At 69.5% G+C, this 19,110-nt stretch carries 20 protein-coding genes; 8 read left to right on the top strand and 12 right to left on the bottom strand.

From position 1 onward, the window contains the following. Positions 1-11 precede the first annotated feature (11 nt). From ACFQ9K_RS17020 to ACFQ9K_RS17000, 5 genes are all read right to left on the bottom strand, one after another. Entirely contained in the window at positions 12-1,055 is a 1,044-nt protein-coding gene (locus tag ACFQ9K_RS17020) for a polyprenyl synthetase family protein (protein ID WP_378713191.1), read from the bottom strand. Next, positions 1,045-1,326 (bottom strand): hypothetical protein, encoded by a 282-nt coding sequence (locus ACFQ9K_RS17015; RefSeq protein WP_378713189.1) that lies wholly within the window; start codon positions 1,324-1,326, stop codon positions 1,045-1,047. The genes ACFQ9K_RS17020 and ACFQ9K_RS17015 overlap by 11 nt, the downstream gene beginning before the upstream one ends. A gap of 141 nt (positions 1,327-1,467) precedes the next feature. Further along, the gene (locus ACFQ9K_RS17010) at positions 1,468-2,730 is read right to left on the bottom strand and encodes an RNA polymerase sigma factor (RefSeq protein WP_378713187.1); all 1,263 of its coding nucleotides are present in this window, start codon (positions 2,728-2,730) and stop codon (positions 1,468-1,470) included. Then, positions 2,727-3,119, bottom strand: a complete 393-nt coding sequence (locus ACFQ9K_RS17005; protein WP_378713185.1) for a YciI family protein — start codon at positions 3,117-3,119, stop codon at positions 2,727-2,729. The genes ACFQ9K_RS17010 and ACFQ9K_RS17005 overlap by 4 nt, the downstream gene beginning before the upstream one ends. A 119-nt stretch (positions 3,120-3,238) precedes the next feature. Beyond that, the gene (locus ACFQ9K_RS17000) at positions 3,239-3,835 is read right to left on the bottom strand and encodes a TetR/AcrR family transcriptional regulator (protein ID WP_378713183.1); all 597 of its coding nucleotides are present in this window, start codon (positions 3,833-3,835) and stop codon (positions 3,239-3,241) included. Between the two features lie 96 nt (positions 3,836-3,931). Here ACFQ9K_RS17000 and ACFQ9K_RS16995 point away from each other — a divergent pair, with 96 nt between their 5' ends. After that, positions 3,932-5,614 (top strand): ATP-binding cassette domain-containing protein, encoded by a 1,683-nt coding sequence (locus ACFQ9K_RS16995; RefSeq protein WP_378713181.1) that lies wholly within the window; start codon positions 3,932-3,934, stop codon positions 5,612-5,614. Positions 5,615-5,625: 11 nt separating this feature from the next. Here the strand turns inward: ACFQ9K_RS16995 and ACFQ9K_RS16990 are convergent, their stop codons facing one another. The 3 genes from ACFQ9K_RS16990 to ACFQ9K_RS16980 are packed head-to-tail and all read right to left on the bottom strand — an operon-like array spanning position 5,626 to position 7,389. Next, the gene (locus ACFQ9K_RS16990) at positions 5,626-6,276 is read right to left on the bottom strand and encodes a dihydrofolate reductase family protein (protein ID WP_378713180.1); all 651 of its coding nucleotides are present in this window, start codon (positions 6,274-6,276) and stop codon (positions 5,626-5,628) included. Positions 6,277-6,306: 30 nt separating this feature from the next. After that, the gene (locus ACFQ9K_RS16985) at positions 6,307-6,789 is read right to left on the bottom strand and encodes a VOC family protein (protein WP_378713178.1); all 483 of its coding nucleotides are present in this window, start codon (positions 6,787-6,789) and stop codon (positions 6,307-6,309) included. A 30-nt stretch (positions 6,790-6,819) separates the two neighbouring features. Beyond that, the gene (locus tag ACFQ9K_RS16980) at positions 6,820-7,389 is read right to left on the bottom strand and encodes a QsdR family transcriptional regulator (RefSeq protein WP_378713176.1); all 570 of its coding nucleotides are present in this window, start codon (positions 7,387-7,389) and stop codon (positions 6,820-6,822) included. A gap of 101 nt (positions 7,390-7,490) precedes the next feature. Between ACFQ9K_RS16980 and ACFQ9K_RS16975 the strand changes: the two genes are divergently transcribed. Further along, complete coding sequence (locus ACFQ9K_RS16975; RefSeq protein ID WP_378713174.1) at positions 7,491-8,357, top strand: SGNH/GDSL hydrolase family protein; 867 nt, start codon at positions 7,491-7,493, stop codon at positions 8,355-8,357. A gap of 7 nt (positions 8,358-8,364) precedes the next feature. Here ACFQ9K_RS16975 and ACFQ9K_RS16970 read toward each other — a convergent pair whose 3' ends face one another. After that, complete coding sequence (locus ACFQ9K_RS16970; protein WP_378713172.1) at positions 8,365-9,081, bottom strand: SDR family oxidoreductase; 717 nt, start codon at positions 9,079-9,081, stop codon at positions 8,365-8,367. A gap of 93 nt (positions 9,082-9,174) precedes the next feature. Between ACFQ9K_RS16970 and ACFQ9K_RS16965 the strand changes: the two genes are divergently transcribed. From ACFQ9K_RS16965 to ACFQ9K_RS16945, 5 genes are all read left to right on the top strand, one after another. Then, positions 9,175-10,044: a LysR family transcriptional regulator gene (locus tag ACFQ9K_RS16965; RefSeq protein ID WP_378713170.1), complete on the top strand. Its 870-nt coding sequence runs from the start codon at positions 9,175-9,177 to the stop codon at positions 10,042-10,044. Between the two features lie 118 nt (positions 10,045-10,162). Next, entirely contained in the window at positions 10,163-10,963 is an 801-nt protein-coding gene (locus ACFQ9K_RS16960) for a tryptophan 2,3-dioxygenase family protein (RefSeq protein ID WP_378713169.1), read from the top strand. Next, entirely contained in the window at positions 10,960-12,090 is a 1,131-nt protein-coding gene (locus ACFQ9K_RS16955) for an aminotransferase class V-fold PLP-dependent enzyme (RefSeq protein WP_378713167.1), read from the top strand. Before ACFQ9K_RS16960 ends, ACFQ9K_RS16955 begins: the two co-directional genes overlap by 4 nt. Beyond that, entirely contained in the window at positions 12,087-13,127 is a 1,041-nt protein-coding gene (locus ACFQ9K_RS16950; RefSeq protein WP_378713165.1) for a methyltransferase, read from the top strand. The genes ACFQ9K_RS16955 and ACFQ9K_RS16950 overlap by 4 nt, the downstream gene beginning before the upstream one ends. 50 nt (positions 13,128-13,177) lie before the next feature. Further along, on the top strand, positions 13,178-14,743 hold the full coding sequence (locus tag ACFQ9K_RS16945) for a phytoene desaturase family protein (protein WP_378713164.1): 1,566 nt from the start codon (positions 13,178-13,180) through the stop codon (positions 14,741-14,743). Between the two features lie 23 nt (positions 14,744-14,766). Here ACFQ9K_RS16945 and ACFQ9K_RS16940 read toward each other — a convergent pair whose 3' ends face one another. Continuing rightward, on the bottom strand, positions 14,767-15,942 hold the full coding sequence (locus ACFQ9K_RS16940) for a P1 family peptidase (RefSeq protein WP_378713162.1): 1,176 nt from the start codon (positions 15,940-15,942) through the stop codon (positions 14,767-14,769). Between the two features lie 3 nt (positions 15,943-15,945). Then, complete coding sequence (locus ACFQ9K_RS16935) at positions 15,946-16,563, bottom strand: TetR/AcrR family transcriptional regulator (RefSeq protein ID WP_378713160.1); 618 nt, start codon at positions 16,561-16,563, stop codon at positions 15,946-15,948. A gap of 116 nt (positions 16,564-16,679) precedes the next feature. On the opposite strand from ACFQ9K_RS16935, the gene ACFQ9K_RS16930 reads away from it, so the two are divergent. After that, a complete protein-coding gene (locus tag ACFQ9K_RS16930; protein WP_378713159.1) occupies positions 16,680-18,089 on the top strand; it encodes an APC family permease in 1,410 nt (469 codons plus the stop codon). On the opposite strand, the gene ACFQ9K_RS16925 is transcribed toward ACFQ9K_RS16930, so the two are convergent. Beyond that, complete coding sequence (locus tag ACFQ9K_RS16925; RefSeq protein WP_378713157.1) at positions 18,077-19,057, bottom strand: helix-turn-helix domain-containing protein; 981 nt, start codon at positions 19,055-19,057, stop codon at positions 18,077-18,079. The genes ACFQ9K_RS16930 and ACFQ9K_RS16925 overlap by 13 nt on opposite strands. Positions 19,058-19,110 lie beyond the last annotated feature (53 nt).

Here is a 19,110-nt window from a genome sequence, read left to right as displayed (position 1 = left end):
TCGGTGACGCATCAGTAGCGGCGCGCGGTGGCCGCGTGGGCCAGCTCGGTCAGCGCGCGAGCGGCCGGAGCGGGCACGCCGGCCAAGGCGTGCGTGGCTTCCTCGACCCGGGCGGTGATCATCTGCTCGATCCGGTCGGGCGCGCCGACCTCGGTCATCAGGTCGCGCAGTTCGCCCAGGTCGCCGTCGTCGGGTTCGGCGAGGTCGAGCAGCCGGATCAGCCGGGCGCGCTGCAAACTGTCTACGGCGCGCCAGGTTTCGGCGAGCAGGGCGGTGGGGCGGCGGGCGCGGAAGTCGTCGAGATTCGCCTTGCCCGTGTCGGCGCGGTCGCCGAAGAGCCCGAGCAGGTCGTCGCGCAACTGGAACGCCTCGCCCAGGGGTAACCCGTACGCGGAGAACACTTTCCGCAATCGTTCGGGCGCACCGCCCAGTGCCGCGCCGATGAGCAGCGGGTGCTCCACGGTGTACTTGGCCGTCTTGTACCGCACCACCTTCAACGACTCGTGCACATCCGGAACCGCACCGGTGCAGAGTATTTCGAGGCACTCGCCCGCGATCAGCTCCCTGGCCAGCACCGCCCACAGCGGTCGCGCCCGGGACAGATACGCCGCGGGCAGGCCGCTGGTCACGAACAGTTGACCGGCCAACGCCATCAGCAGATCCCCGACCAGCATGGCGAGAGCCTTACCGGTCTGCCCCACCGCGCGAGCCCGGGGCGCGTGCAAAGCGGTTTGGGCGGTGGGCAATCCGTGCCGCAGCGGGCTGTCGTCGATGATGTCGTCGTGCACGCTGGCCGCCGCGTGCACCAACTCCAGGGCCGCCGCGGCGCGGACGAAGGCAGCACTGTCCGGTTGCCCCGCCGCGCGCCAACCCCAATAGCAGAACGCCGCCCGTAACCGTTTGCCCTGTCCGCTCGCCAGCACGAGCTGATCGGCGACCGGGCGCAGTCGCGGGTCTATGTCGAGCAGTTGGTCGCGTTCCCGTCCGACGAACTCCTCGAGGATGCCGTCGACGCGAGCCTTGAAAGCGCAGGCGTCGTGCCGTTCAGTCCGCACCGGAACCGGACTCACGCGCGACGACCCGCTGCGCCAGAATCTCCATGTGTGCCTGCGGCACAAGCGCATTCCGGTCCAGCGCCAGCCGCCCGCGCGCCTTCAGGTCGGTCTCCGCCGCGCCGGCCAGGCCGGGCAGGTCGGACCGGCGTAGTAGCCCGACCGCCCGGTCCAGCACCGGGCCGATCCGGCTCAGCGCCAGATCCGCCAGTCCGGCGGCCAGCAACACCGCGTCCGTACCCCGGGTTTCGCGCTGATTCGACCTCTGCGACATGCGATCACGCTCCTGTCCCCACCGATCGACATCCGATGCCGTGACCCGGAAACGCTCAACCGGCCCGGTCCAGTCAGTGTGGCAGTGGCCGAGCGGGGCCGCGCCCAAAGTTCGCCGGACAACCGGTTGTCCTGTCGAATGTCAGCCGCGCGCAGGGCCTTCCGTGCTAGTTCGGGCGGTGAGGCGGCGCACCCGGTCGTTGAGGTATCGCTGCTCGGGCACGCTCGCGGCGAGTTGGGCTGCCCGCCGATAGCTTTCGACCGCGCCGGGCAGGTCGCCGATCATCTCCAGCAGGTGCGCGCGTACCGCGTGCGTGCGGTGATGCCGGCGCATCGCCGGGTGGTCGAGCAGGGGCGCGATCAGGTCCAGGCCCTCGTTCGGGCCGGCGGACATGCTCAGCGCGACCGCCCGGTTGAGCGTCACCATCGGGCCGGGCGCGACTCGATCGAGCATGGCGTAGAGGATGCTGATCTGCCGCCAGTCGGTGCCGGCCCAGGTGGGTGATTCCGCGTGCACGGCGGCGATGGCCGCCTGCAACTGGAATCGGCCGACGTGGCCGCGGGGCAGCACCCGCTCCAGGATGGCGACGCCCTCGGCGATCAAGGCGCGATCCCATCGGGAGCGGTCCTGTTCGGCCAGCGGGACCAGATTGCCGCCCTCGGTGCGGGTCGCCGCGCGCGCGTGCGTGAGCAGCATGAGCGCGAGCGCGCCCGCGACCTCGTCGTGGTCCGGTAGCGCACAATGCAATTGGCGGGTCAGCCGGATGGCTTCGCCGGTCAGGCTCCCATCCATCAGTGCGCCACCGGCCGACCGGGTGTGCCCCTCGGTGAACAGCAGATGGCACACGTCGAGCACGGACGCGACCCGCGCGGGTAGCTCCGCGCGGTTCGGCAGCTCGAACACCGCGCCGGCCGATCGCAATGTCGCTCGGGCGCGGGTAAGCCGTTGCGTCATGGTGCGTGGCGGGACCAGGTAGGCGGCGGCGATCTGGTCGGTGCTCAGTCCGCCGACTGCGTGCAAGGTCAACGCGACCTGCGAGGAGCGGCTCAGACTCGGATGGCAGCACAGCACGAACATCGGCAACATGTCGTCGCCGGCCGCGGCCTCATCCGCCGACGGCGCGAACGACGCGTCGCCGGGCGCCGCGGCGGCCACCGCTGCCTCGCGCCCCGCGCGGGCCCGGTCGGCCCGCACCCGGTCGATCAGCCGGCGCGACGCCACGGTGATGAGCCATCCGCGCGGATTGGCGGGCACCCCGTCGCGCTGCCACTGCGTCGCCGCTGCCTCCGCCGCCTCCTGCGCGGCGTCCTCGCAGTCGCCGAGGTCACCGTGCCTGCGCAGCAGGGCGGCGAGGACGTGCGGCGACTCCTGCCGCCACACGTCCTCCACCACCCGGTCGCTCACTGGTCGTCGCCGCCCGGCCACATCGCGGGCCGCAGCTCGACGGTTTCCCCCGGACCGGCGAACTGGGCGGTGATCTCCTCCGCGCGGGCATGGCTTTCCACATCGATCAGAAAGAACCCGGCCAGATGTTCCTTGGCTTCCGAATACGGTCCGTCGGTGCCCAGGGGTTTCCCGTCACCCCATCGATAGAGCCGGGACGACTCGGGGGCGCCGAGGGCCTCTCCCGTGACCAGCTCACCCTTTTCCTGCATCTCGCCGAGCAGCTTCTCGAAATCGGAGTTCAACCGATCCCGCTGTTCCTGCGGCATCGCCTGGACCTCGGGCAGGTAGTCGCCCGTCGGGTGTCCCCATGGTCGCGGGTTGGAGTGAATCAGGATCACGTACTTCATCACGGCTCCTTCAGGTTCGCGGATGCGCCCGGCTGACCCATCCTCACCCGAAACGTCGGAGCCGAGGCGACGATGTCTACATCGTCGGTTCGCCGATCGGTTCGCGCGCGCCCGACGGCTCAGCTCTCGGCGAAACCCGCGACGATGTGCTCGGCGACGAATCGGCGCACCGCCCGCGGGTTGTCCAGATCGACCTGCATCGGCGGCAACAGTTCGAAGCTGAGCAGCATCCGCACGATCCACTCGCCCGCGGTGGCCGGGTCGACGCCGTCGCGGATCTCGCCGCGCCGGGCGGCCGCGCGCACCAACGGCTTCCACAGGTCCATGGACCGGGTCATCAGGTCCTCGCCGCTGTTGTGCAGCAGCAACAGCAGGACCGATTCGTTGCTCGTGCCGGGGGCGATCGGGTCGGCGCGTTGCCGGTGCGCGCAGATCAGCACCGCGGCGGCGGCGACCTGCTCGGCGAGCGTCTCGTGTTGCCGCACCTCGGTGCCGAGCGCTCCGATGAATGCCGACGTCACGTGGTCCAGCGCGGTTTTGATCGCGGCGTCCCGATTGCCGAAGGCGTTGTACACGGTGCCGCGGGACACACCGGCCGCCTCGGCGACCGCGGTGAGATTGAACTGCCGGGGGCCCAACCGTTGCAATGTTGCCGTGGTGGCGCGCATCAGCGCGGGTGACACCGTCCGACCCGACCGGCCCACCGCCTCGCCCATTTTCACGACTCTATCGATAGCAGTTCGATCGGAGCAACTCGCCACGGAGAAACCCAGTTGCCAGGTCGGTTGCCGGTGGGGTTGGCTGGAAGTCCCATGGCGCACATAGATATCGCGGACCTCGACTACTTCCTCCCGGATGGGCGACAGCTGCTCGACGGGGTCGGCTTCCGGATCGGCGAGGGGGTCAAGGCGGCGTTGATCGGGCCGAACGGCACCGGGAAGACGACGTTGCTCGGGTTGATCGCCGGCGATCTCACGCCCGACGGAGGCGCGGTGACGCGGTCCGGGAGCCTGGGGGTGATGCGCCAATTCGTCGGGCAGGTCGACGACGACTCCACCGTGCGCGACCTGCTGATCGCGGTGGCCGCGCCCGCGGTACGAGCGGCCGCGATCGCGCTCGACGCCGCCGAGAACGCGCTGATAGAGCAGGACGAGCAGTCGACCCAGCTCGCGTACGCGCACGCGCTGACGGACTGGGTCGACGTCGGCGGGTATGACGCCGAGACGTTCTGGGATCGGGTGACCACCGCGGCCCTCGGCGTCCCGTTCGACCGGGCCAAGTGGCGGTCGGTGCGCACGCTCAGCGGCGGTGAGCAGAAGCGGGTCGTGCTGGAGGCGCTGTTCGCCGGGCCGGACGAGTTGCTGCTGCTCGACGAGCCGGACAACTACCTCGACGTTCCGGGCAAGCAGTGGCTGGAACGGACGATCGCCGAGTCGGACAAGTCGGTGCTGTTCGTCAGCCACGATCGCGAGCTGATCGCGAACGCGGCCACCCGGATCGTCACCCTCGAACCGGGGGTCAGCGGCGCGACGTCCTGGATTCACGGTGCCGGCTTCGCCGGATATCAGCAGGCGCGCGAGGATCGCAACTCGCGCCTGGCCGAATTGCGCAGGCGCTGGGACGAAGACCACGCCAAGTTGCGCGCGCTGGTGCTGCGGTTGCGGGAGAAGGCCAAGTTCAACGACGGGGTCGCAGCGCGCTATCACGCGGCGCAGACCAGGTTGGCCAAGTTCGAGGCGGCCGGTCCGCCGGAGGCGATTCCGTTGCGGCAGAACGTATCCGTGCGGTTGCGCGGCGGGCGGACCGGTCGGCGATCGCTGGTGTGCAGCCGGCTCGAACTCACCGGATTGATGCGGCCGTTCGACGCGGAGATCTGGTACGGCGATCGCGTTGCGGTGCTGGGCGCCAACGGATCCGGTAAGTCGCACTTTCTCCGGCTGCTGGCCGCGGGCGGCACCGATCCGGAGAACGAGCACCGGCCGATCCAGGACATCGACCTCGCGCCGGTGCCGCACACCGGCACCGCCGTGCTCGGCGCGCGGGTTCGACCGGGCTATTTCGCCCAGACCCATGCGCGACCGGACCTGTCCGGCCGGACGCTGCTGGAGATCCTGCATCTCGGCAACGAACACCGCGACGGCATGGGCCGCGAGGCCGCCACCCGCGTGCTCGACCGCTACGGTCTGGCCCGCGCCGCCGAACAGCGCTACGACGAGCTCTCCGGCGGGCAGCAGGCCCGGCTGCAGATCCTGCTGCTCGAATTGTCCGGCGTGACCATGCTGCTGCTCGACGAGCCCACCGACAACCTCGATCTGCATTCCGCCGACGCGCTCGAGCAGGGTATCGCCGAGTTCGCCGGCACCGTCGTCGCCGTCACCCACGATCGCTGGTTCGCCCGCGAATTCGATCGCTTCCTGGTGTTCGGCTCCGACGGCACCGTCTACGAACGCGACACCCCGGTGTGGGACGAGACGCGGGTAAACCGCACGCGCTGAACGCTGTTCGCCTACTTCTCGACCGCGTAGCGCAGCAGGAGCAGTCCGTTGTCGAAGGCGGTGGCCTCGGCCAGCTTCAGCTCGCGCCGGTCCTCGAACACGCGGGCACCCTTGCCGCGGGTGACCGGGCAGACGCGCATCTGGACTTCGTCGACCAGGCCGGCGTCGAACAGGAAACGGACAAGCGTCAGACTCCCCCACACCCAAATGTCCTTGCCCTCCTGCTGTTTGAGTTCGCGGATGGTGGCGGCCGGGTCCCGGGTGACGGTCGCGGCAGGGAACTCACCCCAGGGCGCGTCCGCGAGCGTCGACGAGGCGACGAACTTCGTGAGCTTGTTGACCTTCTCCCCGAACTCGCCCTGATCCTCCGCGTAGGGCCAGTAGTCCTTGGACTGAGCGTAGGTGTTGGCGCCGAGAATCATCGTGTCCACCGAGTCGATGAACCCCATCACACTGGCCTGGTACACCGGATCCGACTTCTCCGAAAACGGTTCCGCCGTAACAAAACTGAGCCCGCCATCTTCCTCCGCGACAACATTGTCGACGGTAACCCACTGCTGAACGATGAGCTTGCGCATAACGATGGTCCTCCTCGCGTCCGCGGCCCCTTCTGGCCGCTCTCTCCCCTGGGACGGAGCCGCCATCACGTTCTCGACATCCACGCGCAAAAGAATTTCAGCCAGTTCGGGCCGCTATACCCACTCGGTGAGGCGGATGATGATTCCGTTGGGGTCTCGCATTTGGAAGTAGCGCTCGCCCGAGTTGCCTTTCCAGTTCGAGAATACGGGGGGTGTGACGATCTCGATGCCGGTTTGCCGGAGGCGGGTGTACTCGGCGTCGACGTCGTCGATGACCAGCACGATGATCATTCCTTTGCGTAGGGCACCGGCCACCGATTCCGGGACGAAGTCCGGGGCGCCGACGCGTAGGAAGGCTATGTGCAGGTCCGCTTCGGCCGAAAAGACCACGGCCAGGCCATCATCGGAGATGGTGTCGGTGAAGCCGAGATGTTCGGTCAGGAAATCCGCCGAGACGTCGGGGTCGGGGACGTTGACCATTATCGCGCCGCCGAGGACGTTCACAGGTACCGCCTCCCCTACACAGGTCAGGTTGCGGACAATTTGCTCGAATGATCCTAGCGCTTCGCCGACGCGCCGCCGAGTGGCCTGTGCCACTCGAGGCGACCGGTCGATCGGTGCCCCGAACTATGTGAGTAGCCGGTGGATGACGGCTGCGGCGGCGTCGATGTCGTCGGGCTCGCCGGTGATGAGTTCGCGGAAGTAGAAGGATTCGCCGATTCGGACGATGGCGTAGGCGAGGGTGTGGGCGTCGATGTCGGCGGGCTCGCCGACATCCTCGCGGATGAGTTGGGCGATGCTCGCCACGAAACGTCGCTGGATCACGCCGTCGCGGGAGGTCAGGACCTGTAAAGCGGTGTCCGTGTGCTGCGCGACGAAGGTCCGCATGGCCGGATAGCCGGCGGACAGATACAGGCAGCGCCGGACTATTTCGGTGACGCCGGCCGCGCCCTGCCCGCCGCACTCCCGGCGGATCTCCGCGAACCCGGCGGTGGCGATCACCCAGATCACTTCGCCGAGGATCCGCGTCCGGTCACCGTAGCGCCGGTACAGCGTCGAACGGCCGATACCGGCGGCGGCCGCGAGCGCCCTCGCGTCGATCCAACCGTCGCGCAGGAACATCTCCACCGCGGCGCGCAGCACGGGATCGGTCGAGGTCAACTGGGGAAATGGGGAATCTGGCGGCGCGGGCGTCATCGATTCTAGTGTGACATGGGACACCATTGATCGAGTGTCCCAGCCCTGGCCGACCACCCGAGCCACGGCGATTCGCATTGATTTCGCACAGGAGAATTCCGATGTCCAAGCGACCCGTATTCATGGCCATCCTGCTCACCCTCGCGGGCACCGTCGCCGCGCCGGTCGCCGCCGCCGAACCGGAGGCGACGACGTCCGCGTACCCCACCTATGTCTCGCTCGGCGATTCGTACACGTCGGGATCGTTCCTGCCCTTCGTCGCTCCCCTCTGCGCCAGGGCCGACCGCAACTACCCCCGGCTGGTCGCCGCCGCGATCAAACCCAGGACCTTCGCCGATGCCAGCTGCGCGGGTGCGACCACGAAGGCCATGACCGATCCCCAGCCTGCCACCGGCAACCCACCCCAGTTCGATGCCCTGAAACCGGACACCGCGCTGGTCACCCTGGGCATCGGCGGCAACGACATTCCGGCCTTCGACGTCGTATTCAATTGCGGAGTGCGGGACGCGGCCGTCCCGCACGGCTCCCCCTGCAAGGACTTCTACACCAGGGGCGGCACCGACGCACTGGCCGAGCAGGTCCGCGCGGTCGCCCCCAAAGTCGGTGCGGCGCTTGACGGCATCCATCAACGATCACCAAAGGCCAAGGTGCTACTGGTCGGCTACCCGGTGGTGCTGCCCGAGACCGGCCCGGGTTGCTGGCCGATCGTCCCGATCTCCGACGGCGACGTCCCCTTCCTGCGGGACCAGATAAAGCTGCTCAACCAGGTCCTGCGCGAGCAGGCCGCCCGCCACGGCGCCACCTACGTGGACACCTACACCAGCAGCATCGGCCACGACATGTGCCAGGCCCCGGGCACGAAGTGGCTCGAAGGCCCCATCCCCACCGACCCGGCCGCCCCACTGCACCCGAACGAGCTCGGCGCCCAGAACCAGGCCCGTCAGGTCCTCGCCGAGTTGCGCAGGTAGTCCCCGGTCACCAGGGAACGACACCCGCGTCGTCGAAGAAGCCGCCGCGCGGCCCGTCGTCCGGGAGGGTGGCGAGCCGCACGGCGATCGCGGCGCCTTGCTCGGGCGTACGCGGGGCGTTGAATCCGGTGAAATCGGTGGCCACATGACCGGGACAGGCGGCGTTCACGATGACATTCGTGTCCGCGAGGCGGCGAGCATACTGCGTGGTGATGCTGTTGAGCAACGTCTTCGACGGGGCGTAGGCGCCCAGTATCGGCCCGGGCTGCAAGGTCAGCGAGCCCATGGAACTCGACAGGTTGACGATGCGTGGCGACCGCACCCGGCGCAGCAGCGGAAGCATCGCGTTCGTCACCCGGACAACGCCGAACACGTTGGTATCGAGCACATTTCGGACCAGATCCAGGTCCAGCGTCGTGGGATCCTGTGCGCCACCGTCGATCCGGCCGGAAATGCCCGCGTTGTTGACGAGCACATCGAGCCGCCCCGCCGTCTCCTCGATGGCCGCGGCCGCCGCGGCGGCACTCTCGTCGGAGGTGACGTCGAGCGCGACCCCGAACGCGTCCACGCCTGCGGCACACAGCTTCTCGACCGCCTCCGCGCGCCGGACCGCATCCCGTGCCCCCACGGCGACCGTGAAGCCGATCGCCCCCAGCCCCTGTGCGATGGCGAAGCCGATTCCCTTGTTCGCGCCGGTTACCAGTGCGGTCTTCGTAGTGTTCACGCGCTCAATCCTCGTCACCGCGCACGTTCACTGTCCAAGACCGCCTAAGTACACCGTGATACCTGTCGGGTATCACGGGGGTAGTCTTCGCCGGTGGTCGATCTCGAAACCCGCGAACTCCGCTATTTCGTCGCCGTCGCCGAGGAACTGCACTTCGGCCGCGCCGCCGTCCGGCTCGGCATCGCCCAGCCGCCGCTCTCCCGCGCGATCAGCCAGCTGGAGAAGCGGCTCGGCGTCCGGCTGCTCGACCGCGACCGCCGCGGGGTGGCCCTCACCGACGCGGGCCAAGTGCTGCTGCACGAGGCCGGCCCCGCCCTCGACGCGGTCGCCGCCGCCGCGCGCCGCACCCGGCGGGCCGGAAATCCGAAGCGGCCGTTGGTCCTTGCGACGAAGGCCGGGGCGGCCCACGAACTGCTGCAACAGCTCCTCGCCGCCTTCGAGCGCGACCCGGAGGTGGCGCCGGTCGAGGTCCTGCTGTGCGAGGTCGGCGAGCAGGCGGGCCTGCTCCGCAACGGCCGCGCCGACGTGGCGCTCATGCACCAGCTCTACGACGACCTGGCCGGGTTCGACACCGAGGAGCTCTACGCCGAGGGCCAGGTCGCGATCCTGCCCGCCGGACATCCGCTCGCGGCCCGCGACCAACTCACCCTGGCCGACGTCCGCGACGTACCGGATCTGCCGATCGCCCGCTGGCCCCAGCTCGACGGCACCTACCCCGACGGCCCCGGCCCGGAAGTCCGCACCCAGTCCCAGCTAGCCCAGCTCGTCGCCCTCGGCCGCACCCTGCTCGTCATCCCGACCTCCAGCCGGGCCTGGCAGTGGCCCGGACATGTGGCGGTGCCGGTCGTCGACGCGCCGATATCCACCACGGTGATCGCCTGGCCGTCGACCAGCCGCTCCGCCGCGGTCGCCGCACTCGTCCGTTCAGCGGCGGCGCTGCGCGACAGCCGCGACGACGGCTGAGCCCGGAAAACCGGGGGCACGCGCGCCGATCCGGTGGACGGACCGAGGGGATGTGCCGGCCGGTCCCGATATGCGATTGTGGCGCAAGCTATTTCGGCAATCGCCAGGAGGGGGCGTCTTGTCCACGATCGAGGGGAACACGGCGGAAGACCGGTTACGCGAAGCGCTGGCCAAACCGATGTTCAATCCGGTGCTGAAGGCGTGGGTCGGCGACGGCACCACCGACTACGAGGTCTATCTGCGCACCGCCGAGCTGTTGTCGTTGCAGACCGAGGTCGGCCGGCTCACCGACGCCGACGAACTGATGTTCCAGATTGTGCATCAGGCCCAGGAGGTGTGGCTCAAGCTGCTGGCGCACGAACTCGCCGGGGTGGTCGGCGAATTGGATTCGAACGCGCTGTGGGAGGCGTCCGCGCGGCTGGACCGGACGATCCGGATCGCCGAATGCCTGGCCCGGGAATTGCGCGTGCTGGAAACCATGACGCCGGAGACCTATCAGATCATCCGGCGCAGCCTCGGTAAGGGCAGCGGCCAGGAATCCCCCGGCTACAACGCGGTCCTCACCGCGGCCGAGCAGGTCGGCGCGGCCCTGGACCGACTCCTCGACCGCCACGGCGTCCGGCCGGCGGAGGTCTACGCGACCGCACAGCCCGCGCTCGAGCGAATCTGCGAGCTGCTGCTCGACCTGGACGAGCGGTTCCAGCTGTGGCTCGTCACCCATTTCATGCTGGTACGCCGGACAATCGGCGTCGGCCACGGGGTGAACGCCCTGGACGGCGTGCCGACCCGGGTACTGACCGGGCGGATGACCAAGCCGCTGTTCCGGCAGCTGTGGCAGGTCAGGCACGAGCTGACCGAAAACTGGAGCGGCGCGGGCGGATACGCGCCGGGCGCGGCGCGGCGGTCCCGGATCCGATGAACGACACGACCCGGCTCGAATCGCTGCGCGCACAGTTCCCGGTGCTCGAGACCTGCGTCTATCTGAACAGCAACTCGACCGGCGCGCTGCCCCGTGGCGTCGAGCAGGTGCTCGATCGCTACTGGTCGACGATGCGCACCTGGCGCGACGACGCCTGGGGCGGCTGGCTCGGCGAACTGGCCGGCTATACCCGTGCCCTGTCCGAATTCCTCGGCGCCCCACCGGGAACGGTGGTCACCGACACCAATCTGACCACCCTGCTCGGCCGGCTCGCCACCTGCTTCGACTTCCGCGGCGAGCGCACCAGGGTGATCACCACGGACCGCGAATTCCCCACCGTGCCGTTCCTGTGGCAGGGCTTCGCCAGATACGGAGCCGAACGGGTGGTGGCCGACTTCGACACCGACGCAGTCGTTTCCGCGATCGACGAGCGCACCTTGCTGGTCTGCGTGGCGCACGGCAGCTACACCACCGGTGCGCTGCTCGACCTCGACCGCATCGTCACCCGGGCGCACGAGCTGGGCGCGCTGGTCATCGCGGACACCTTCCAGACGGCCGGTGTGGTGCCACTGGACGTGCGGGCGCTCGGCATCGATTTCGTCCTCGGCGGCGCCGGTAAGTGGATGTGCGGGGCACACACCGCGTTCCTCTACGCGCGCACGGAACTCCTGCCGACGCTGCGCCCGGCCGCCACCGGATGGTTCGCCGGAGGCGATCCGCTCTCCTTCCGCCCGGCCGCGGACTGGGCACCGGACGCGCAGCGCTTGGCCGGCGGCACGCCGATCCCGCTGACCGCCATGATCTCCCGGGTCGGGCTCGACCTGATCGCCGGAGTCGGCGCGCAAACGATCCGCGCGCACTCGCTGCGCTGCACCGATCGCATCCTCGCGCGCGCCGCCGACGCGGACATCCCGATCCGCACGCCGCGGGCGGCGGTGCAGCGCGGCGGCGTCGTCTGCCTCGCCTTTCCGGGCGACGAGACGGTGCGCAAGCGGTTGGCCGCGCGCGGCCTGGTGTGTAGCTGGCGCGAGGGCATGCGGGTGGCTCCGCACATGTACAACACCCTCGACGAGGTCGATGCCTTCATGGACGCGGTGATCGCCGAGCGAAAGGCATTGCCCCGATGAACGCGCCCGCGATCTCGCCCCGTGCCCTGATGAGCCTGTTGTTCCACGGGGACAAGGCCATCGACGTCGTGCGCACCGCGTGGGAATTGGGCATCCTCGACGCACTCGACGCCGGACCGGTCACCCTCGGCGCGCTGTGCGATCGATTCGAACTGGTTCCCGCCCGCCTGCACAAGCTGCTGGACTGCCTCGAATGCCTCGGCCTCGTCACCGGTGAGCCCGCGGATGAATTGCGCGACAGCGTGTTTCAGGCGATCGAGGGCGCGTGCGCCGCGGTGGCCGATGTACTCGGCCCGGCCTCGCTCGAGCGGGACCGGGACGGCTACCCCTGGCGAACGCTGTACGGCAGACTGCCCGAGGTGCTCCGCGGCGAGCACAGCATGCCGCCGGAATCGTTCACCTGGCCACTCGGCAACGCCGAGCAGGTCGAGGGCTTCGAGCACAGCATGGCGGCCGGAATCGCGCCCATCGCCGAGGCGTTCCGCACCAACGCCGCGCTGTGGCACCCGGACGGCGAACTGCGGCTGCTCGATGTCGGCGGCGGGGACGGCACGCTGGCGGTCAGCCTGCTGCGGGACCACCCCGGGTTGCGGGTCGACGTCTACAACCTCCCGGCGCTGCGTCCCCTCGTGGACCGGACCAGGGCGCAGTCGGGCGATCGCGACCGGCTCGGCTTCGTCGGCGGCGACTTCCTCGCCGAACCGCTCCCGTCCGGCTATGACGTCCTGTCCTTCGTGCGGGTGCTGCACGATTGGCCGCGATCGCAGGCGCGCGAATTACTGGCCAAGGCCTATCGCGCCCTCCCGCCGGGCGGCCGGGTGCTCATCTGCGAGGAGTTCCGCGACGCCGAACGCCTCGCCCGGCAGTTCTTCTGGTCGTATTTCCTGATCGGCGTCGACACCTGCGCCAGCATGCTGCGCACGGTGCCCGACTACCTCGAACTGCTCGACGACCTCGGTTTCCGCGACGTCGAGGTGCTCCCCGGCCCGTTCGAGATCGTGGTCGCCACCAAGCCGCACCGGGTGCCGGTCCGTTGAGTGACAACAGATCTCGACGGCACCACGGTGGGACTGGTCGACTTGATCGCATGCAGACTTTCGACCACATCTTCGTCGGCGGGGGGCACAACGCGCTGGTCGCGGCGGCCTATCTCAGCAGGGCCGGCTACGAGGTCCTCGTCATCGATCGCAACGACCGGGTCGGCGGATTCGTCCGCAGCGCCGAACTGGCGCCCGGGGTGACCTACGATCCGTTCTCCTCGGCGGTGCCGCTGTTCGTCAGCGGCCCCGCGTGGCGCGACCTCGGCCAGGAACTCCAGAAGCAGGGCTTGGAGATCCGGCAACCCGAGTTCCCGACCGGCGTGTCGATGGAGGACGGCACCACGGCGGTGTTCCCCCGCGACCCGGTGGCGCTGGCCGAGGAGGCCGAGCGGCTGCATCCGGGCGACAGCGCGGCGGTCGCCGAGATCGTCTCGGCGCTGGGACCCGCGACCGGAGACACCTTCGGGCTGATGAGCCAGGACCTGACCGCGGACGCGGCCCGAGCGACGCTGGCCCGGCTGGTCACCGACGGCAAGGGCTGGTCCGAGATCGCCGAAACCGCGGTGGACACCGCGCGCTCGGCCGTGTCGGGGATCGAATCCCCGGCCATGCGAAGCCTTTTCGCCTCGTGGCCGGCCCACGTGAGCCACGGGCCGGACGATGCCGGCGGCGCGTTCTGGACCACCATCTTCCCGCTCGGCTTCACCGCGGCGGGCAATCCGATTCCGCAGAGCGGCATCGGCAAACTCGCCGAGGCGCTCGGCGGCATCATCACCGACAACGGCGGGGTCGTGCAGACCGGCGCCACCGTGACCCGGATCCGGGTCGCCGACGGCCGCGCGGTCGGCGTCCAACTGTCCGACGGCAGCGCGTACCGCGCGCGCAACAGCGTCGTCGCCTCGGTCAATCCCGATCAGCTCTACGGCTGGCTGCTCGCGGAAGCCGAAGTGCCCGAACGCATTCTGTCGCAGGCCCGCCGATACCGCTACGGCACCGGGCTGTTCCAGCTGCACCTGGCCACCTCGGCGCCGATTCCGTGGACGGACAAGCGATTCGAGCGGATCGGCCAGCCGTTCCTCACCGATTCCCTGGACGGACTCTCGCTGCATGTCGCGCAGGCGCGGGCCGGCCTGCTGCCCGCGTGGCCGACGATGACCGTCGACTGCCCGACCGCGCACGATCCGACCCGCGCGCCGGCGGGCACCAGCGTGCTGCGCGTCCAGGTAACCGACGTGCCCACCCGGCCGCGCGGCGACGCGGCGGGGCTGATCACCACCGACGGCACCTGGAACACCGACGTGGTGAACCGCTTCGCCGATCGAGTGCTCGAGGTCGTCGAACGGCATGTCCCCGGCCTCACCGCGACCATCGTCACCCGGGCCGTCGTCACCCCGGCCACGCTCGCCGCGTTCAACCCCAACAGCGGCCCCGGCGACCCCTACGGCGGCGCGCAGGACCTCGCCCAGAGCTTCGCCCTGCGCCCGATCGCCGCCGCCCCCGGCCACCGCACCTTCATCCCGAATCTCTACGTACTCGGCGCGGGCACCTGGCCCGGCGCCGGCGTCTCCGGAAACTCGGGCTACATCGTCGCCCAGTATCTGCTCGACTCCTGACCGCCGCACAGCGTCGCTCGGTGCTACCGAAAACCGTTGGTCAGCAATGTCTTCAACTGGTCATGCGGGAGCGCGGGCGAGTGGTGACCGTCCCGGCCGGTCATCGAGGTGTTCACGATGAGGGCGTTCAGTACGGCCTCCTCGACGGACTCGACGACTGCGGTGTACATCGGATCCATCCGGTTCCATGGCAGGCGGGTGGTGCTGACCAGATCTGCGGCGGTGGGCTCGCCGTGCGGAAAGGCGGTGTCGGAGGGGCGGTCGCCCGCGGTGGAGAAGGCGAGGAACAGGTCGCCGGAGAATAGGCTGCCGGTGGTGCCGGTGCGGGCCAGGCCGAACGGGACGCGGCGGGCCATGGCGGTGCACTGCAACGGATCCAGCGGGGCGTCGGTCGCGACGACGACGATGACCGAACCGGCGCCGCCGGGCGCGGCGGGCTGTCGGCCGGGCGCGGCGCCCCACGCCCTGGTTTCCATCGGATTGTCCACCTCGAGCCGGTCACCGACGCGCTGCCCGCGGATCGTCAGCTCGTGCCGGGAGCCGAAGTTCGCCTGCACGAACACCCCGACGGTGTAGGTCTCGGCCCCGAATTCGACCAGTCGTGACGCGGTGCCGCTGCCGCCCTTGAAGGCGTAGCAGTTCATTCCGGTGCCGCCGCCGACCGAACCCTCGTCGAGGGGTCCGCGCCGGGCCGAATCCAGCGCCGTGACAACGAGTTCCGGCGTGACGTGCCCGCCGTTGATGTCGTTGAGGTAGCCGTCCCAGGTTTCGGCGCACACCGGCAGCAGCCATTCCCGCGCGAGCGCCGGATGGGTCTGGTTGATCCACTGGACCGCCCCGGTGTGGCAGGCGCCGATGGCATGGGTGTTGGAGATCGTGACCGGCATGGACAACTGCCCGACCTCGTCTATCCAGGCGGTGCCGGTCATTTCGCCGTTCCCGTTGAGCGAGTAGCGACCCGCGGCGCACGGGCGGCCGACACCGGACCGTCCGCGCGGCAGGATCGCGGTGACGCCGGTGCGCGCGGGGCCCGCGCCCCGCCGCAACGGGCCCTCCCCCTGAATCACCGTCTGATAGCCCACCTCGAGGCCGGGCACGTCGGTGATGGCGTTCCACGGACCCGGTGTGCCGCCGGGCGCGAGGCCGAGTGCGCGCGCCCGTGGGCGTCCGTCGGGGGAAAACGAGCGATGCTCGGTCATCGGTCATCCTTCCGGTGTCGTGATGTCGGGGCAGTGCGTGGCGGTCCGCGCGTAGGAGCAGATCAGTTCGGCGGCACGGGCTTTCGTGATGGACCGGTTCCGGCTGACGATGTGCAGGCCGTATGCGTCTTCCAGCGCAACCAGATTCGCGGCGACGTCGAAGACCGGCGCATCGATGGTGAAGTGCCCCTGCGCGACGCCCACCTCCAGCGCGCTCAGATACACCGCGACCTGCTGCTCGAACAGCGCGGTGATCCGGTCGCCGTGCTCGGCGGCGACGCTGCGATAGGCGGCCAGCCGGTACAGCGCGACGACCAGTTCATCGGCGTCCGAGGCGGGCAGACCCGCCCAGATCAGCGCGCCGATCTTCGCGCGGGCGTCGGTGATGGTGGCGACCATGGCCAGCCGCCCGCCGAAGAACCGATCGCTGGCGTCGCGATGCACCTCGCGCAGCAGGTTGTCCAGATCGTCGAAGTAGTAGTGCACCGTCGCCGGGGAGACGCCCGCGACCTCGGCGACCTCACGGATCTTGAGCTTGCCCACGCCGCGGTCGGACACCGCGGTCAGCGCCGCGTCGAGAATCACCCGCCGCGCCCGCTCCTGATCCTTGTGCCGCGCCATCCGCCCCTCCTGTTGCCTCGTGTTGATGACGAATTAATCATTCGTAACCTCGAAAACCAGATCTTCTCAGCCGTTTTGGTCCATTCTTTGACTGTACATCAAAGAAAGGACCGGCCATGGCGACCCAGACCACCGGCCAGACTGCCGACGACGACCATCAACACCCGCGCTACCGCCAGCAGCTCTCGCGCGCGCTGGGCATGGGGGAGAACATTCTGATCACGCTCTCGTCGGTGACGCCGGCGTCCAGCGTGTTCATCATCATTCCGGCGATCCTGCTGGCGGCGGGCGGTGCGTCGGTCCTGACCCTGGCCATCGCCGCGGTGGCGTCGGTGTTCATCGGCCTCTGCTATGCCGAACTCGCGGCGGCCTATCCGATCACCGGCGGCGAATACACCTGGGCCGCGCGGCTGCTGGGCCGGCCGATCGGGTTCGCCCTGTTCGCCCTGACGCTGGTGAACGGCGTGCTGATCATCTCGGTCATCGCCCTCGGCACCGGCGACTACCTGGGCGTCGCGATACCCTCGCTCGGCGGCAAGTGGGTGGGCATCGGGGTGATCGTGGTGACCACCGGCATCGCGGTGCTCAACATCAAGGCCAACGCCTGGGTGACCGGCGTCTTCCTGTTCATCGAGATCGCGGCGATCGCGGTGCTGGCGTTCCTCGGCTTCACCAATATCGAACGCGGACCGGCGGAATGGGTGCACGCGATCACGATGACCGACGCGGGCCCGGCCCCGGTGGGCGCGGGCGCGCTGGCCGCGCTCATCCCGGTGGCGCTGTTCGGCTACAACGGCTACGGCGCCGCGGTCTACTACGCCGAGGAGACGAAGAACGCGACGCGCACGATCGGCCGGGTGATCATGGTCTGCCTGGCCGCCACCGTGGCCATCGAGATCATCCCGCTGGCCGCGGTGGTGCTCGGCGCCCCGTCGATGACCGACCTGCTGACCAGCCAGGCACCGATGAACTACTTCCTCACCGAGCGCGGCGGTTCCGCGGTGAACACCCTGGTGAGCGTCGGCATCGCGATCGCGATCGTGAACGCGGTGATCGCCATCATCCTCCAGATATCCCGCCTGCTGTTCGCCTCGGCGCGCGACCGCAGCTGGCCCGATCCGATCGATCGGGCACTGGCCGGCGTGCACGCACGCTGGCGCACACCGGTGGTCGCCACCGTCGTGGTCGGGGCACTGGCCGCCGTCGCGGCGACCGTCTTGCCGCTGTCCTGGTTGATCACCGCGACCGGCGCGGGGCTGGTCATGGTGTATCTGGTCGTCGCCCTGGCCGCATTCCGGGTGCGCAGCCGCCCGTCCACCGGCGGCTACCGAATGCCACTGTGGCCGCTGCCGCCGATCATCGTCGTCGCCGCCATGGGCTATGCGGCCTACAGCGTGATCGAGGCGTCCTGGCAGCAGATGGTGGTCGCGGTCGTCGCGATGCTCCTCGGCTGCGCCTACTACCTGCTCTATCTGCGCCCGCGCCCGCAGCGCTGGAAGCTGCCCGATCCCATTCAGGAGCCGTGAGCCGACGCCGAGACCGGTTGCGCGCGTTGCGCACACCGGTACTCGTGCGGGCTGATGCCGTAGGCGGCGCGGAAGGTCCGGCTGAAATGCGCGGGGTCGGGGAAGCCCCAGCGCGCGGCGATGGCCGCGATCGAGCGGTCCCGGCGCAGCGGGTCGCGCAGGTCGCGACGGCAGCGCTCCAGCCGCCGCTCCCGGATCCAGCCCGCGACGGTGGTCGACTGCTCGTGAAAGAGCTTGTGCAGGTAGCGAGTCGAGATGTAGTGCGCGGTGGCGATCCGCTGCGGCGAGAGATCACCCTCGCCGAGGTTTCCCTCGATGTAGGACATGACCTGCGCGGTCAGCGGGCGGCGCACCGCGGTCCTGGCCGAGGCGAGCAGGTCGAGGCGGCCGGCCAGCACGGTGACGAGCAGATCGACGATGTTGTCGGCCAGGCGCGTCTCGGCCGGCCCGGTCACCTCGTCGAGGTGACCGGACAGCTCGCGCAGCAGCATCGACAGCAGCGCGCCGGCGCCGTGGTCGCCGGGCACCCGGCGCGCGGTGACGGCGGCGATCCGGTCCTCCGGCAGGCACAGCAGCCTGCGCGGCAGCATCAGCACCAGTTGCCGGTAGGGTCCGTCGAACGCCATCGAGTAGGGGCGGCTCGTGTCGTATATCGTGAAATCGCCCTCGGACAAACGGGTTTCGCGGTCGTCCTGGGTGAGTAGGCAGTGCCCGTGCAACTGCACGCCCAGCTTGTAGCACTCGGGATCGGAGCGCGCGATCAGGGCCGGGGTCCGGTGCACCAGATGCGGGGTGGCCCCGACCTCGGTCACCTGAAGCGGGCCCAGCGCGACGCTGCGCAGCCGGCCGTCGAAGGGTTCGGCGCCGACGCGTTCCACCTGCAACGGCACGAAAGTATGCGAGACGGCGTCGCGGAAGCTGTCGAATCGGTCCACCCGCGAGAACCGCGGCGGGGTCGCCACCGGCATGTGCCCTCCTCGATGATGCGGCACTGGCAGGTAACGATCATATACGATTTCGT

The sequence above is a fragment of the Nocardia sp. NPDC056564 genome (assembly GCF_042793755.1).
Lineage (GTDB): Bacteria > Actinomycetota > Actinomycetes > Mycobacteriales > Mycobacteriaceae > Nocardia.
This window is presented reverse-complemented; position numbering and strand designations above follow the sequence as displayed.

Bases quoted from the DNA above. Each gene is read 5' to 3' on its own strand.
- ACFQ9K_RS17015 (WP_378713189.1), bottom strand. From the start codon at position 1,326: ATGTCGCAGAGGTCGAATCAGCGCGAAACCCGGGGTACGGACGCGGTG.
- ACFQ9K_RS17005 (WP_378713185.1), bottom strand. From the start codon at position 3,119: ATGAAGTACGTGATCCTGATTCACTCCAACCCGCGACCATGGGGACAC.
- ACFQ9K_RS17000 (WP_378713183.1), bottom strand. From the start codon at position 3,835: ATGGGCGAGGCGGTGGGCCGGTCGGGTCGGACGGTGTCACCCGCGCTG.
- ACFQ9K_RS16995 (WP_378713181.1), top strand. From the start codon at position 3,932: ATGGCGCACATAGATATCGCGGACCTCGACTACTTCCTCCCGGATGGG.
- ACFQ9K_RS16980 (WP_378713176.1), bottom strand. From the start codon at position 7,389: ATGACGCCCGCGCCGCCAGATTCCCCATTTCCCCAGTTGACCTCGACC.
- ACFQ9K_RS16975 (WP_378713174.1), top strand. From the start codon at position 7,491: ATGTCCAAGCGACCCGTATTCATGGCCATCCTGCTCACCCTCGCGGGC.
- ACFQ9K_RS16955 (WP_378713167.1), top strand. From the start codon at position 10,960: ATGAACGACACGACCCGGCTCGAATCGCTGCGCGCACAGTTCCCGGTG.
- ACFQ9K_RS16950 (WP_378713165.1), top strand. From the start codon at position 12,087: ATGAACGCGCCCGCGATCTCGCCCCGTGCCCTGATGAGCCTGTTGTTC.
- ACFQ9K_RS16945 (WP_378713164.1), top strand. From the start codon at position 13,178: ATGCAGACTTTCGACCACATCTTCGTCGGCGGGGGGCACAACGCGCTG.
- ACFQ9K_RS16940 (WP_378713162.1), bottom strand. From the start codon at position 15,942: ATGACCGAGCATCGCTCGTTTTCCCCCGACGGACGCCCACGGGCGCGC.
- ACFQ9K_RS16935 (WP_378713160.1), bottom strand. From the start codon at position 16,563: ATGGCGCGGCACAAGGATCAGGAGCGGGCGCGGCGGGTGATTCTCGAC.
- ACFQ9K_RS16930 (WP_378713159.1), top strand. From the start codon at position 16,680: ATGGCGACCCAGACCACCGGCCAGACTGCCGACGACGACCATCAACAC.
- ACFQ9K_RS16925 (WP_378713157.1), bottom strand. From the start codon at position 19,057: ATGCCGGTGGCGACCCCGCCGCGGTTCTCGCGGGTGGACCGATTCGAC.